Annotated in this window: 14 protein-coding genes; 7 read left to right on the top strand and 7 right to left on the bottom strand. The window is 32.9% G+C overall.

Features of this window, described 5'->3' with window-relative positions; translation table 11 throughout:
* Positions 1-122: 122 nt before the first annotated feature.
* Positions 123-803: a DUF4294 domain-containing protein gene (locus tag GR162_RS09415; protein WP_160781935.1), complete on the bottom strand. Its 681-nt coding sequence runs from the start codon at positions 801-803 to the stop codon at positions 123-125.
* 81 nt (positions 804-884) lie between these two features.
* On the opposite strand from GR162_RS09415, the gene GR162_RS09410 reads away from it, so the two are divergent.
* From GR162_RS09410 to GR162_RS09385, 6 genes are all read left to right on the top strand, one after another.
* Positions 885-1,973 carry a M42 family metallopeptidase gene (locus GR162_RS09410; RefSeq protein ID WP_160781934.1) on the top strand — a complete coding sequence of 363 codons (1,089 nt, stop codon included), beginning with the start codon at positions 885-887 and terminating at the stop codon, positions 1,971-1,973.
* Between the two features lie 64 nt (positions 1,974-2,037).
* Complete coding sequence (locus GR162_RS09405; RefSeq protein ID WP_160781933.1) at positions 2,038-2,718, top strand: response regulator transcription factor; 681 nt, start codon at positions 2,038-2,040, stop codon at positions 2,716-2,718.
* On the top strand, positions 2,715-4,076 hold the full coding sequence (locus GR162_RS09400) for an ATP-binding protein (protein ID WP_160781932.1): 1,362 nt from the start codon (positions 2,715-2,717) through the stop codon (positions 4,074-4,076). The genes GR162_RS09405 and GR162_RS09400 overlap by 4 nt, the downstream gene beginning before the upstream one ends.
* Positions 4,077-4,160: 84 nt before the next feature.
* A complete protein-coding gene (locus GR162_RS09395; RefSeq protein ID WP_160781931.1) occupies positions 4,161-5,408 on the top strand; it encodes a TolC family protein in 1,248 nt (415 codons plus the stop codon).
* A 13-nt stretch (positions 5,409-5,421) separates the two neighbouring features.
* Positions 5,422-6,507 (top strand): efflux RND transporter periplasmic adaptor subunit, encoded by a 1,086-nt coding sequence (locus tag GR162_RS09390; RefSeq protein ID WP_160781930.1) that lies wholly within the window; start codon positions 5,422-5,424, stop codon positions 6,505-6,507.
* 3 nt (positions 6,508-6,510) lie between these two features.
* Positions 6,511-9,609 (top strand): efflux RND transporter permease subunit, encoded by a 3,099-nt coding sequence (locus GR162_RS09385; RefSeq protein ID WP_160781929.1) that lies wholly within the window; start codon positions 6,511-6,513, stop codon positions 9,607-9,609.
* A gap of 162 nt (positions 9,610-9,771) precedes the next feature.
* On the opposite strand, the gene GR162_RS09380 is transcribed toward GR162_RS09385, so the two are convergent.
* The gene (locus GR162_RS09380; protein ID WP_066034546.1) at positions 9,772-10,152 is read right to left on the bottom strand and encodes an ankyrin repeat domain-containing protein; all 381 of its coding nucleotides are present in this window, start codon (positions 10,150-10,152) and stop codon (positions 9,772-9,774) included.
* 385 nt (positions 10,153-10,537) lie between these two features.
* Between GR162_RS09380 and GR162_RS09375 the strand changes: the two genes are divergently transcribed.
* Positions 10,538-11,080, top strand: coding sequence for an SRPBCC family protein (locus GR162_RS09375; RefSeq protein ID WP_160781928.1), 543 nt, complete (start codon positions 10,538-10,540; stop codon positions 11,078-11,080).
* A 58-nt stretch (positions 11,081-11,138) separates the two neighbouring features.
* On the opposite strand, the gene GR162_RS09370 is transcribed toward GR162_RS09375, so the two are convergent.
* The 5 genes from GR162_RS09370 to GR162_RS09350 form a co-directional block, all read right to left on the bottom strand.
* Positions 11,139-11,531, bottom strand: coding sequence for an ankyrin repeat domain-containing protein (locus GR162_RS09370; protein ID WP_160781927.1), 393 nt, complete (start codon positions 11,529-11,531; stop codon positions 11,139-11,141).
* 242 nt (positions 11,532-11,773) lie between these two features.
* Positions 11,774-12,727 carry a phosphoribosylaminoimidazolesuccinocarboxamide synthase gene (locus tag GR162_RS09365; RefSeq protein ID WP_160781926.1) on the bottom strand — a complete coding sequence of 318 codons (954 nt, stop codon included), beginning with the start codon at positions 12,725-12,727 and terminating at the stop codon, positions 11,774-11,776.
* 89 nt (positions 12,728-12,816) lie between these two features.
* Complete coding sequence (locus GR162_RS09360; protein WP_160781925.1) at positions 12,817-13,410, bottom strand: hypothetical protein; 594 nt, start codon at positions 13,408-13,410, stop codon at positions 12,817-12,819.
* A gap of 110 nt (positions 13,411-13,520) precedes the next feature.
* On the bottom strand, positions 13,521-14,351 hold the full coding sequence (locus GR162_RS09355; protein ID WP_160781924.1) for a Cof-type HAD-IIB family hydrolase: 831 nt from the start codon (positions 14,349-14,351) through the stop codon (positions 13,521-13,523).
* Between the two features lie 380 nt (positions 14,352-14,731).
* Positions 14,732-15,682 carry a PhoH family protein gene (locus GR162_RS09350; RefSeq protein WP_008469028.1) on the bottom strand — a complete coding sequence of 317 codons (951 nt, stop codon included), beginning with the start codon at positions 15,680-15,682 and terminating at the stop codon, positions 14,732-14,734.
* Positions 15,683-15,917: the final 235 nt, after the last annotated feature.

The raw sequence follows: 15,917 nt of genomic DNA, 5'->3' as shown, positions 1-15,917 counted from the left end.
AGGTTCGGATCCGTACAGTCGGACAATTGAGGGTTTCTCCTTATATATTATGAGTCAAAAAAATAAACCCGACAGGTTTAGAAAAAACTGTCGGGTTGCTATACTATATATTATGTACAAAATTATTTCTTATTTAGTTCTTTTGCTCTTTGCTGCCACTTCTCTGATAAATCATCATAATTTACAGGATTGGCTGGTTTCTGATTTACCAATCGACCAGATTCAAAAGCTCTCACTAAGATTGTTTCTATTAAATAATCTTCGTTTACGTCGTAAGGTTTGTATTCTTCTTTTAAACTTATATCAAATAAATTCGCGGTTGTATTTGAAACAAACGCCTTAAATCCGCTTTTTAGGGTTTTAATCAATTCATAAGTTGTAATTCCAGTTTGACGATGAATCAATTTCACTAAAATCTGTCCTTGTTTTCTGGATAGTTTTTTTAGCCTTTCTTCAAATTCATTGTTTAAGTAGTCTTCGACTATTTTAAAATACTTCTTTTTTTCACGACTTGTTTTTAAACGAGCCATTCCGTTATTTAAAGCAGTTAGTCTCTCTGAAGCTAATTTTGCATAAGGATAAACTTTATATACTCTGTTTTGAAGAATTTGAAATTGTTTCATTTCCTCTGCACTCATCTTTTTTCCTTTCGAAATAATTATTTCTGGCAGCTGAATAGTATCACCTAAAATAGAATCTTTCTCAGTAAGTATGTATCCCATTTGTTCGTTCTCTTTTGGAGTAACTTGGGCTTTAGACGAAAAACAAATTAATAGTATAAATAAAAAGGTGGTTAGTCTCATTGAATCATAATTAAAGTGTAAAATTATATATTTATACACAACTCTAATACCAAATTTATATTTTAGCGGAAAAATATTTTTATGAGTGCAAAATCGATCTTAAATGATACTTCTATTGCTTTCTTAGAAAGCTATCTAAATAACGCTTCTCCAACTGGTTATGAAAGTGAAGGACAAAAACTTTGGATGAATTATTTAAAACCTTATGTAGATACTTTTATTACAGATACTTATGGAACAGCTGTTGGCGTAATTAATCCAGATGCTCCTTACAAAGTTGTTATTGAAGGTCACGCAGATGAAATTTCTTGGTATGTAAATTATATTACAGAGGATGGTTTAATATATGTAATACGAAATGGTGGTTCTGATCACCAAATTGCTCCATCTAAAAGGGTTAATATTCATACTAAAAACGGAATTGTAAAGGGTGTTTTCGGATGGCCTGCTATTCATACTCGTTTGCGTGATAAAGAAGAGATTCCTAAATTGAGTAATATTTTTATTGATTTAGGATGCGAGAACAAAGAGCAGGTTGAGGCATTAGGTGTTCATGTGGGATGCGTAATTACCTATCCAGACGAATTTATGATTTTGAATGAGAATAAATTTGTCTGCCGTGCTATCGATAATCGAATGGGCGGTTTTATGATTGCTGAAGTTGCTCGACTATTACACGAAAATAAAAAGAAACTTCCGTTTGGTTTGTATATAGTAAATTCTGTTCAAGAAGAAATTGGTCTTCGCGGAGCCGAAATGATTGCTCACCGCATAAAACCTAATGTAGCAATTGTGACCGATGTATGCCACGACACCACTACACCAATGATTGATAAAAAGGTAGAGGGTGATCTTAAAATGGGCAAAGGTCCTGTTATTGGCTACTCTCCTGCTATTCAGAATAAATTGCGCGATTTGATTGTTGATACTGCAGAAGAGAATAAAATTCCTTTTCAGAGACATGCTACTTCGCGTGCAACGGGTACAGATACTGATGCTTTTGCGTATAGCAATGGTGGTGTTCCATCTGCTTTAATCTCGCTTCCGTTAAGATATATGCATACTACTGTAGAAATGGTTCGCAAGGATGATGTTGAGAATGTGATTCAACTTATTTATGAAGCTTTATTGAAAATTGAGAACAACGAGACTTTTTCTTATTTTAAATAATATACTTTTAATGTAGATCTGATTTGAGTTTACCAAATCAGATCTACAAATAATATAATCAGGCATGAAAATATTACTACTCGAAGATGATTTTACTTTATCAAAAGAAATCACCGCATTCTTTACTTCAAAAGAATTCGAGTGTGTTCCTTATTATGATGGCTCTTTGCTTCTTAAAAAGTACTTTCCGTACGAATATGATTTGATTATTCTTGATATCAATGTTCCTGGAATAAATGGAATTGACGTTTGTAAAGGTATTCGTGAAATCGACAAAAAAACACCAATTATTATGCTTACCGCTTTTAGTGAAATTGAAGATAAGCTATCTTCTTTTGATAATGGCGCAGATGATTATCTGGTTAAACCTTTTCATTTTGAAGAATTGCATGCACGTGTACAATCGCTTTTGAGAAGAAAAGATGTTCCGCAGCAAATAGACAATAAAATTACTATTAAGGATCTGGAGATCTTTGAGGAAGAAATGAAAGTTTTTAGGGCGGGTGAAGAAATTAAACTTACGCCAAAAGAGTTTAAATTAATTCTGATTTTAGCGCATGCTAAAGGAAAAGTGATTTCTAAACAGTTTATTGCCGAAAAACTTTGGGATTACCATATTGAAACCAATCAGAATACTATTGAGGTCTATATCAATTTTTTAAGGAAGAAGATTGATAAAGATCACGATATAAAACTTCTCCGAACCAAAGTCGGTTATGGGTACTATTTAAGCGATCAGGAATGACATTAAAAAATCGAATATCACTTTTAGTAAGTTTACTGTTTACCATCCTTTTTGGGCTGGCTTCTACAGTGATATTCATTTTATATTCCAATTACAGAAAAGAAGAATTTCGAGATCGATTAGAAATTAAAGCTCTATCTAATATTAAGTTATTAGTTAACGTAAAACAAGTCGACAATCAGCTTTTAAAAATAATAGACCAGAATTCAATCAACAAATTGTATGATGAAAAAACTTTGGTTTTTGATTCTAATTACAAACTGATTTACAGCAGCATTGATGACGCCAAAATCAATTGGTCTGTTGATGATTTAAAATATCTTAAAAAGAATAAAACCTTTTTTAAACAGCAAGGCAATTATGAGGTTTATGGTGTTTTTTATGATACCAACGACAAAGATTTTTATGCTTTAATTTCTGCAACGGATGATTATGGAAATCGAAAACTACTTTTCTTACGTTATACATTAGTTATTTCGTATATCTTTTTTACAACAATCTGCTGGCTGTTAACTTCATTTATGGTAAGAAAAGCTATGAATCCTCTTCATGCTTTTCATCAGAAAATAAAAAACATAAACGAAAATAATCTCGATACCAGAATTGAGTCTAAAAGCAGTAAAAATGAAATTGATTTAATTGCTGATGAATTTAATTTCATGATGGATCGCATTGAACTTTCGTATCAAAAGCAAAAGGAATTTACCGCTCACGCATCTCATGAATTAAGAACACCGCTTTCCAGAATGACTTCTCAAATAGAAAATGCTATGGCCGAACCAGAGCTTCAGCAGAAAGACAAGTCATTTTTGCATTCCATTTTAGATGATGTCAATCACTTGACCGAATTAATCAATTCTCTACTTATCCTTTCTAAAATTGATAACAGAAAAGCAGATCATCATGAAGTGCAAAGAATAGATGAAATTTTATTTTCTTCTATCGAAAAAATAAACAAAGCTTTCCCTGATTTCGTTATTCTTTTTGAAATGGAAGAAAGTGACGATCTTGATACCGCTTTAGAAGTAAAAGGAAATAGAAATCTTTTAGAGATAGCCTTAACCAATATTTTAAAAAATGCCTGTGTTTATTCAGACAATAAGCAGGCAAAAGTAAAAATAAGCACCGATCATCATCATCTTATCATTTCTGTATCCAATACAGGAGAAACCTTAAATGAAGAAGAACAAAAAAATCTTTTTCAGCCTTTTATGCGTGGCCGAAATTCAAAAGGAACTTCTGGTTTTGGACTTGGCTTAAGAATTGTGCAACGCATCCTAATTCTGCACAAAGCAAACATAACTTACTCTGCATCAAATATTAACACGAATTTATTTCAGTTATTTTTTAGTTTGTAAACAATTTTAAGCTATTTTTAAGGTAGATTTTAAGCTCTCTTAAAGCCTGTTGATAGCATATTTGTACAACTTAAAGATGATACAATGAAAAAGTTATTCGCATTGCTGTTATTTGCACTTTTAAATCAAGTTGCAATAGCGCAAAAATCACTTACTCTCCAAGACTGTGAAAGTCAATTTTTGAAAAAAAACCTTTTTTTACTGGCATCCCAATACAACATCGATGCTGCAAAAGCGCTAACTATTCAGGCTCGTATTTGGGACAATCCCACAATAACTGCGGAATTGAATGCTTATAATCCTGAAAGGGATAAGTTTTTTGATATTGGCAAAGAAGGTCAAAAAGCATTTAGTATCGAGCAGCTTATTTATCTCGGCGGAAAAAAACGCAATGAAGTTAAATTGGCTCAAACCAATACCCAATTGGCAGAATTGCAATTTAATGATGTGCTTCGCAACCTAAAACTACAATTGCGCAAGAGTTTTTATACGGTGTATTATAACACAAAAAACCTTGAAAATACTGACAAGCAACTGGCTCACATTGAAAATTTAATCAACTCTTATTCTGTTCAGGCTCAGAAAGGGAATATTCCTTTGAAGGATGTCGTGCGTTTACAATCATTGTATCTGAATTTTAAAAATGAGCGTCTGGAAGTTGTAAACAATAATATAGAAGAGCAAGCTAATTTGAAATTGCTTTTGAACGAAACTGAAAATGTAATTCCTGTTGTAAGCAAAGACGATTCGGATAAATACTTAAAAACAATCAACTTTGATCTTAAAAGCTTTGAAGAACAAGCTATTGCTAACCGCCCAGATTATTTAGCCAAACAAAAAGAAATTGATGCAAATGAATTGAATGTAAAATGGCAAAAATCGCTTTCAGTTCCAGACATTACACTCGGAGCAAATTATGATCAGCGAAGCGGTGCTTTTAACAATGAAGCCAATTTAACTGTTGGAATTCCTTTACCACTTTGGAATCAAAATAAAGGAAACATTAAGTATGCAAAAACAATTTTGGAACAATCTAAAATTGAAAAACAAAACTTCGAACTACAGCTCAAAACAGAAATCACGTCAGCATGGACCAAATGGGATGAATCCAGACAAAATTATGCTGTCATAAAACCAACTGTAAATTCAGATTTTGAAGCAGTTTATAACGGAATGCTTACCAACTTTCAAAAACGAAACGTGAGCCTTTTAGAATTTACCGATTTTATGGAAAGCTACAATCAAGCTATAATTCAATTAAATGAATTAAAGAAAAAAGTAGTGATTGCAGGCGAAGAGTTAAATAGCACCATCAACAAAGATTTATTTTAAAAAAAGTACAGAAATGAAACATATATTATTCATCGGAATCGCATTAGCAGGCTTATCTCTTACGAGCTGCAAAAAAGAAGTTGAAAATCCTGAAACAAATACCTCTTTTGTTTTAAGCGATACTATGCTTAAAAGCACTACAACTGCAGAAGCTAAATCTCAGCCATTAAAAAATGAACTTAGTTTTTATGGAAAAATTACGGCTGACAATAATAAAATGATTGATGTTTACCCATTGGTTGGCGGAAATGTAATGAAAGTAAATGTTGAACTTGGTGATTATGTTAAGAAAGGACAAGTTCTTGCCACGATAAAAAGTACTGATGTTGCCGATTTTGAAAAACAATCTATTGATGCAAAAAGCGATTTGCTTGTTGCCAAAAACAATTTGAAAGTTGCTCAAGAATTATTTGACGGAAAACTGAATTCTGAAAGCGATGTTCTTCAGGCAAAATCTGAGGTAAATAAAGCGCAGTCGCAATTAAGCAAAATACAGGAAACCTATAAAATCTATAATATTAAGGCGGGTTCAATTTACGAAGTAACAGCTCCGATAAGCGGTTTTATCATTCAGAAAAGCATCAACCAAGATATGCTTTTACGTAACGACCGTTCTGAAAACATATTTGATATTGCAGAAATCAGCGAAGTTTGGGCAATGGCTAATATTAATGAAATAGATATCAATAAAGTAAAACTGGGAACGAGCGCCGCTGTAACTACCTTGAGTTATCCTGATAAAACATTTTACGGAAAAGTAGATAAAATCTATAATGTAATTGATCCTGAGACTAAAGCTATGCAAGCCAGAATTAAACTGAATAATCCAGATTACATGCTTAAGCCCGATATGAATGCTAACATAAAATTGTCTTTTAATGAAAACCAATCTATGATAGCCGTACCAAGTAAAGCTATTGTTTTTGATAAAAGCAAAAATTTTGTCGTGGTATTTAATGACCGTAATAATATTGAAACTAGACAAGTCGAAGTTTATAGAGTGGTTGGAGACACTACTTACCTTTCAAGCGGTTTAAAAGAAAATGAAAAAGTAATCACCAACAATCAGCTATTTATTTATGGTGCTTTAAATAATTAAGACATGAACAAATTCATAAAAAATATTATTGCTTTTTCGCTAAAGAATAAAGCATTTACCTTCTTTTGGGTTGGATTATTGGCTGTTGCGGGATTTATTTCTTTCAAAAATATGCCTATTGATGCTTTTCCAGACGTTACCAATACGCAGATCATTATTATTACGCAATGGAACGGAAAAAGTGCTGAAGAAGTAGAGCGTTTTGTTACTTCTCCTATTGAGATTGCCATGAACTCAGTACAGAAAAAAACAAGTGTGCGAAGCATTACTATGTTTGGTTTATCGGTTATTAAAATCATTTTTGATGATGGTGTAGACGATACTTTTGCCCGTTTTCAGGTAAATAACTTATTAAAGAATGTTTCCCTGCCTGATGATGTAGAACCAGATGTACAGCCTCCTTACGGGCCTACAGGAGAAATTTTCAGATATCTTGTAAAAAGCGATAGCAGAGACAGTAGAGAATTATTGACTTACCAAAATTGGGTTATCGATAAACAACTTCGTTCTCTGCCTGGCGTTGCAGATTTAAATGTTTTTGGAGGTCAAACTAAAACTTATGAAGTTGGGGTTGATCCTATCAAATTGGCTAAATACAACATTACACCTTTGCAGGTTTACAACGCTGTAAATGCCGGAAACTTGAACGTAGGTGGTGATGTTATTGAAAAGAACGGACAAGCATTTGTTGTTCGCGGTGTCGGCTTATTAAAATCGAAAGAAGATATTGGAAATATTATCGTAGATGATGCAGCAGGAAATCCAATATTAGTTAAAAACTTAGCTAATGTTTACGAAAGTTCAATGCCAAGAGTTGGACAAACAGGTATTGGAAACAATGACGATGCCGTTGAGGGAATCGTAGTAATGCGAAAAGGTGAAAACCCGCAGGAAACACTCGCCTTAATCAAAGCAAAAATTAAAGATCTTAACGATAATGTTTTACCAAAAGACATTAAAATTGAAACATTTTACGATCGTGACAATTTGATGAATTTTACGACCGAAACAGTAATGCATAACTTGTTTGAAGGTATTATTCTCGTTACTGTTGTCGTGTTTCTATTTATGGCCGATTGGAGAACTACCTTTACGGTTTCGATTGTCATTCCGCTTTCTTTATTATTTGCATTCTTATGCCTTAAGATGATGGGAATGAGTGCCAATCTATTAAGCTTAGGTGCGGTCGATTTCGGGATTATTATTGATGGAGCCGTTGTAATGGTTGAAGGCTTGTTTGTAGTCTTAGATCATAAGGCACATCAGTTAGGGATGGAAAAATTCAATAAAATTGCAAAAGGAAGCTTAATCAAAAAGACAGGAACTGAAATGGGTAAAGCCATTTTCTTTTCAAAACTGATTATTATTACAGCTTTGCTTCCTATTTTCTCTTTCCAGAAAGTAGAAGGAAAGATGTTCTCTCCCCTAGCCTTTACATTAGGTTTTGCCTTATTAGGAGCGCTTATTTTTACCTTGACTTTGGTTCCCGTTCTTTCTCATATTTTATTAAATAAAAATGTAAAAGAAAAACATAATCCGTTTGTGAATTTTTGGGATAGAATTGTCAGCAAAGGTTTTCAATGGACATTCAAACATAAGGTGCAGACCTTAATTGCATCATTAGGATTGTTAGCAGCCGTTTTCTTCTCAGCAGGTTTCTTAGGAACCGAGTTTTTACCACAATTAAACGAAGGAGCATTATGGGTTACGGCAGAATTGCCAATGAGTACCTCTCTCCCTGAAAGTGTGAAAACAGCAGCAATGATTAGAAAAGATCTGGAAAGTTTTCCTGAGGTTAAACAAGTTTTATCTCAAACTGGACGAAGCAACGATGGAACTGACCCGAATGGTTTTGGATTTATCCAACTTCAAGTTGATTTACTTCCAAAAGCAGAATGGAAACGTAAAATTTCTATGGACGATCTGATTAATGAAATGGATAATAAACTAAAAGTCCATCAGGGAATCACATATAATTATTCTCAACCCGTAATTGATAACGTTGCAGAATCGGTGGCTGGGTTTAAAGCTTCGAATGCCGTTAAAATTTATGGGGACGATTTGAATAAATTAGATGAGCTTGCGAATGAAGTCTTGGCTCAAATTAAAAATATTCCAGGTATAAAAGATGTTGGAATTTTGCGAAATGTTGGACAGCCTGAAATTAGCGTAATCTTGGATCGCGAAAAAATGGCGGCCTATGGAGTAACTCTGAGTGATGCACAAGCAGTTTTAGAATTAGCTTTCGGAGGAAAAACTGCAACAGAAAAATATGAAGATGAAAAGAAGTTTGATGTTCGCGTTCGTTTTTCTAAAGAATACCGTAAAGATGAAAAAGATTTGGAAGAAATTAAAGTTCCGACCATCAGCGGAATCAAAATCCCTTTAAAGGAAATTTGTGATATTAAAACTATTACAGGTCCCGCATTTATTTATAGAGATAACACCAAACGCTTTATTGGTGTAAAATTTTCTGTTCGTGATCGTGATTTAGGAAGTACAATTGCAGAAGCCCAACAAAAAGTAAACAAACTTAAATTACCAGCTGGTTACACGACAGGATGGACAGGAGAATTTGAAAATCAAGTTCGTGCGAGTGCCCGTTTAGCGCAAGTAGTGCCCATTAGTTTAATTGGAATTTTTGTACTATTGTTTATTTTGTTTGGAAACTTTAAAGATTCTCTTCTTGTTTTGGCTAACGTCCCATTTGCTATTATCGGCGGAATTATTGCGCTTCATATTACAGGAATGAATTTCGGAATTTCAGCAGGAGTTGGATTTATAGCGCTTCTCGGAATCTGTATTCAAAACGGAGTTATTTTAATTTCTGAATTTCATCATAACTTGAAAGCCAAATTCTCTCTCGAAGAATCTATTTTTATGGGAGTAAAAGCCAGAACCAGAGCGGTAGTTATGACAGCATTAATGGCATCTATAGGATTAATGCCTGCAGCAATTTCTACAGGAATTGGATCTGAATCGCAGAAACCGCTTGCCATTGTAATTATCGGTGGACTGATGACAGCTACTGTTTTAACACTATTAGTATTTCCAATTTTATTCTGGATATTCAACAGAAAAAAACATGTACCGATAGAATAAATAATTAAAATATTTAGTTTTAAATCAATTTGTTGGGATTTAAAAAAGAAGAAGCATCATTCTCGTAATGATGCTTTTTTGTTTATAATCAAGTCTGCACAAAGCAAAAAAAAGACCTTTTGCTCAGAAAGGTCTTTTTACTAACTCAAAACTTTTAAAATCTTATTTCAAATCTTTCAAAAGCGCAATTGCTTCCGAAGCATTTGATGCTTGTGCATATTTTAATGCAGTATAACCTTTTTCGTTTTTAGCTTTAGGATTTGCCCCATTCGCTAATAAAATTTTAATGATCTCATGTTTATTGTAAAGTGCAGCTATCATTAAAGGAGTAAGATCCTCTGATATTTGGTTCACATCTGCACCATATTCAATAAATTTTTTAACTGTTTCTAAATCTCCTTTACTAATAGCAACATTTAAAGGAGTTCCCACGTAATTTTTAAATTCAACTTGATTTTTAACAGTTGAGATTTCATTTGAAGCCATTGCTACATTTCCAAATGTTACTAAGGCTAATCCTAAATAAATAACTGATTTTTTCATAATGATTGATGTTTATTAAATGATTGATGATGATTTTTAATTTGATGATGTAAAAGTAAATCATTTTATCGTATTATGCATTACAAAGTACCATGTTTTAACAAATTCTTAACACTTACTTAATAAAACGATAATCAAAGAGCTTTAACGTTATCAAATTATTGATTTTACTATAATAGACTACTAAAAAGAAAAAATGTTACAACAAATCTTATTTTTTTTTAATTCTTTTTAAAATCAATCTGCTTTTCAACGCATAAATTATTTTTTTAAATTTACTATAGCATTAGAAATCAAAGGCTAACATATCAATACCCAAGCCTTCTAATTCTTAGCTTTAAAAATAAAAACAAACAATAATGTAATAACCTTAAAGCAGAGCGTCATGATTTTTATTAAAAGAATTCTCGTCATTTTAATTTTATTTATTTCAATTGTTTTAATTACCGCTTATTTTATGCCGAAAGAATATTCGGTAGAAAGAGAAATTACAATCAATAAACCCGCTGATAGCATTTTTAAATATGTTCGTTCTCTAAAAAATCAAAATGAGTTTAGCGTATGGGCAAATATGGATCCGAAAATGAAAGTTCATTATAGAGGAATTGACGGCATGATTGGTTCAGTTTCTTCTTGGGAAAGTAATGTAAAAGAAGTTGGCGTTGGCGAACAGGAAATTACAAAAATAACAGAAAACAGACGTTTGGATTTTGCACTCCGTTTTAAAAAGCCAATGGATGACACTGCTGTCGGATATATGTCTACAGAACCTATTTCTGAAAATCGAACAAAAGTGAAATGGGGAATCAGCGGTGTAATTCCATATCCGACAAATATTATGCTTCCATTGTTGAAAATGGATCAAATGATTGGAAACGATTTACAGAAAGGTCTAGAAAATTTAAAAATTAAACTAGAGCAAAATTAATCTGCTTAAAAATAAAAAGCATCATTCTTAAAATGATGCTTTTTGCTCTTAAAAATCTTTATCTAAGCCCTTTTAAAACTGCTTCAGCCTCTGCTGATTTTGCATATCGAGCATAATCCAATGCTCTAAGCCCATGCGCGTTTTCTATTGACGGCTTTGCTCCATTTGCCAATAAAATTTTTATGATTTCGACATTGTTAAAACGGGCAGCAAGCATTAAAGGCGTCATGTTTCGCACAATTTTGTTGACATCTGCACCATATTCAATGCTTTTCTTTACGGTTTCAACATCTCCATTACATACTGCCAAATGCAAGGGCGACGATAAATCGAAAGGTATTTCAATTTCAATTTCAATTTCATTTTTACTTACTAACTTCAAGTTAGAAGCTGTTGCAAAATTTGCAAATAAGGCCAAAGCCGTTCCGAAAACGATTACTGTTTTTTTCATGATTGATTGCTTGTTTAATGATTATGATGATTGCTTATTAGACGCACATTTGGTATAAAACGTTGCATCGAAAATGAAAAAAAATGCAAATTTTATTTTAATAATAAAAAAGCGCGGTCAAATACTTGAATCGCGCTTTTTTATAAATTTAATTTTGGATTTTCTATCAAAAAAAATGCCCTACTGTACAGTAGGGCATTTATATTCTTTAAAGCTTAAAAGTTCGTTTAAGCACGAAATTGTTATTTTGAAGAAAGGTATTCTAATACGTTTTTCTCGATACGCTTATCAATATTATCAATATCAGCTTTTACAAATTTTTCTCCTAAGATATTCTCGTATAATTCGATATATCTTTCAGAAACTGATTCGATATATTCATCTGTCATATCTGGAATCTGTTGACCTTCTTTACCTTGAAAACCATTTTCGATTAACCAACGACGCACAAATTCTTTAGATAATTGTTTTTGCTCCTCCCCTTTTTCTTGTCTTTGCGCATATCCATCCGCGTAGAAATAACGAGAAGAATCTGGTGTGTGAATTTCGTCAATCAAAACAATAACACCGTCTTTTGTTTTTCCAAACTCATATTTTGTGTCTACTAAAATCAATCCGCGTTTAGCAGCGATTTCAGTTCCTCTCTGAAATAAAGCTCTAGTATATTTTTCTAAAACTAAATAGTCTTCTTCAGAGACAATTCCTTTAGCTAAAATATCCTCGCGAGAAATATCTTCATCATGAGAACCGTTATCAGCTTTTGTTGTTGGCGTAATAATTGGCTCAGGAAATTTGTCGTTTTCTTTTAAACCTTCAGCCATAGCAACGCCGCAGATTTGTTTTCTTCCAGCTGCATATTCGCGAGCTGCATGCCCTGACAAATAACCACGGATAACCATTTCTACTTTAAAAGGCTCACATAAATGCCCAACAGCAACGTTTGGATCTGGAGTAGCAATCAGCCAGTTTGGAACTATATCTTGTGTCAATTCCATGAATTTTGTTGCAATCTGATTCAAGATTTGTCCTTTGTACGGAATTCCTTTTGGCAAAACTACATCAAAAGCCGAAAGTCTATCGGTAGCTACCATTACTAAAAGTTCGTCGTTAATATTGTAAACTTCTCTAACTTTTCCGCGGTAAACTGATTTCTGATTCGGGAAATTAAAATTTGTAGTTGTGATTGTATTACTCATTATGCTTTGGTTGTGTTGTTTTTAATGAATGCAAATTTAAAACTATTTGACAGAGCAAACAAAGAAAATATTACTTCAATTTTAGTGAATTATTTAAAGCTTAAAATCCCTTTGCCAAATGATTTTATCGAGTTGTCTAAACTGGCAATACTAGTTTCTGCTAATTTTTTAAAATCTTCTGACTTTACAATTAAAATTTGCCCCTCATTGTGAGCTGGCGCATTGGGTACAAATATTACAGCCATTCCGTTTTCATTTTCTTCAATTAAGTGTGCAGGTTGCCAAAAGTTTCCATTTTTGAGTAAAATTGGTAAATCCGTAATTGGTTTTGGCTCATGATTTCTTTTCAACAATTTTTCTTCAGCCTCTTTCTTATTCTTTTCATAACCAGGCAAAAATATCATGAGTTTTTCGTCTACCCAATTTGTAAATCGTTTTAAGATAGCTAAACGCATTAAAAAACCGCTAAAATAAATTAAAACCAGCAAAATAATTCCTCCTGCAATATCTGTTGCATATTTTCCTAATACCAAATCTAAGCGAAGAAAGTGTGCAAATTTTTCTCCATAATTCTGAAAAAACTTCCAGACTTTTCCCAATAGAATAAAAAAAACTAAAAGTGGCAATAAAACTAATGCTCCCGAAATCAAATTCCGTTCGGCTTGAAGTAAAAATTTTTTCATGGTTACACAATTAAGGTTAAAAAATAAGAGCTAACTCCTTGTGAATTAGCTCTTATAAAAATAACCATTATTTGCTATTCAGCAATAAACTGAATGTAAAAATACTTTAATTAACTTGTTGCAAACTCTTTATCTAAAATTTTAGACGCAATATATCTTGCAACGCCATCCTCGGCATTTGTTTTAATTACTTCTAAATCTGGCAGAGTTTCTTTCAAAATAGATGGAGCATTTCCCATAATTAATCCTTTTCCTGATGAAGACAGCATTTGCACATCATTAAATCCGTCTCCAAAAGAAACTGCTTCAGACAATGTAAATCCTTCTCTTTCCAACACCTGCTCAATTGCAACTGCTTTATCTATAGATTTGTCCATAAATTCCAAACAAGTCGGCAAACTAAAGGCATGATGCAAATGTTCTGAAGAATTGGCTAAAATGGCATCTTTCAATTTGACTAATTTTTCGTGATCGCTACAAGAAAAGAAAATTTTAATAGCTCCAAAATCCTCTAAATTCTTATAATCTACCAATTCTGGGCGATATTTTAGTTCGGTTTGAAAAGAATTCAGCTTTTCGTTCCATTTATTGGTTTGCCAAACATTTTCTTTGAATAAAACTACAGTGATTTCTGGGTCAATTTCAACGTTCAAAGCGGCTTTAACCACATCGTTATCTAAGTTGAAAGCGAAAAGCTGCTCTTTGTTTGGCGAATGGATTCGGGCTCCGTTAGAACTTACCAAATAAACGGGAACTTCCAATTTATCGATAATCGCCATTGCATCTAAATGATGACGACCTGTGGCTACGACAATTAAATATCCCTGATTGTGAAGTTCTTGAAAAATTGATTTAGTATAATCTGAAATTGTGTGTTGCGGGTTAAGTAAAGTTCCGTCAAGGTCGCTTACTATAACTTTTATATTTTTAAGTTTTCTCATAATTATCAAATATCGATGAATGCAAATTTAAAGTTTTAAGACCGTTTAGCCATAGATTACAATCTCTGAAGTTTAAAATTGAGGTAAGTTTATTATTTATTTAACTATTCCATTGAATATTGCTATATAAATAATTTAAATCTTAACAATTCCTGTTTTATGTAATTTTACTTTCCATTTTTTTCCATCGGCTAATTCTTTCTTCAATGATACTAAAATAATATTCGTTTTGCACCTTTATATAAAACGTACAAAAGGAATATTATTTGTTATTAGCCACAGATTAAAAAATTAAAATGTCTTTTTTAAAATCTGTCAAATCCTTTAATCTGTGGCCAAACTCATTTCAAGATTTACATATAACATTTCACTTAAGAAACTTAATCGTGGTTTTCTATTTGCTTATAAGCATCGATTACCTTTTTAACCAATCTATGACGAACAATATCTTTATCATCCAGATAAATAATTCCGATGCCTTCAATGTCTTTTAGAACCAAGAGCGCTTCTTTAAGACCAGAAATGGTTCTTCGTGGCAAATCGACTTGGCCTGGATCGCCGGTAATCATAAATTTGGCATTTTTCCCCATACGGGTCAAAAACATTTTCATTTGTGAGTGTGTGGTATTCTGAGCCTCGTCAAGAATTACAAAAGCATTGTCAAGAGTTCGTCCGCGCATGAAAGCCAAAGGAGCAATCTGAATAATTCCTTTTAAAATATAATCTTCGAGTTTTTCATTCGGAATCATATCTCGCAAGGCGTCGTAAAGTGGCTGCATGTAAGGATCAAGTTTTTCTTTCATATCTCCAGGCAAGAAACCTAGATTCTCACCCGCTTCTACCGCTGGACGCGTCAGAATAATTCTTTTTACTTCTTTGTCCTTCAGCATTTTTACCGCCATAGCGACTCCTGTATATGTTTTACCAGTTCCAGCGGGGCCTACTGCAAAAACCATATCGTTCTTTTTAACGGTATCAACCAGCAATTGCTGATTTGGGGTCATTGCTTTTACAATTTTACCGCCAACACCGTGAACTAAGATTTTATCATGATCGTAAGCTCTCTTTTCATCCTGACCATCACTCATTATCACACGCTCAATTACGTTATCGTCAATATTGTTGTAACGTGTAAAGTGAAGCATTAATCTTTGAAATCTTTTTTCGAATTCGTCTAAAACTTCTTTTTCGCCAAATGCTTTTAAAGTTGTCCCTCGTGCTACGATTTTAAGCTTTGGGTAATACTTTTTAATAATTTCTAAATGGCTATCCTGTGCGCCCCAAAATTCTTTTGGTGCAATATCTACTAGCTCGATTATTCTTTCGTTCAAATGAAGTTGTTTTAAATTAAAATAATTCCTTTTAATATTTAGTGGCTGTCGGGTCTTTCTTTAGTCACAGTATCCGATCGCAGTTTTCAGCTTTTCTTTTCTTGAACTTAAATCTGTGTTTCTGAATATTGTAACAGGCAAAAACTTTTAAAAAATACAAATTGTCTTTACTTTCTTTCAATTTGTGTTTACTATTATTAGCTTTGCATTTCTCAAATTTAATGAAAATTAGATT

Source organism: Flavobacterium sp. HBTb2-11-1, from assembly GCF_009826975.1.
Lineage (GTDB): Bacteria > Bacteroidota > Bacteroidia > Flavobacteriales > Flavobacteriaceae > Flavobacterium.
The sequence above is the reverse complement of the archived record's forward strand: the minus strand, read 5'-3'. Positions and strand labels throughout refer to the sequence as shown.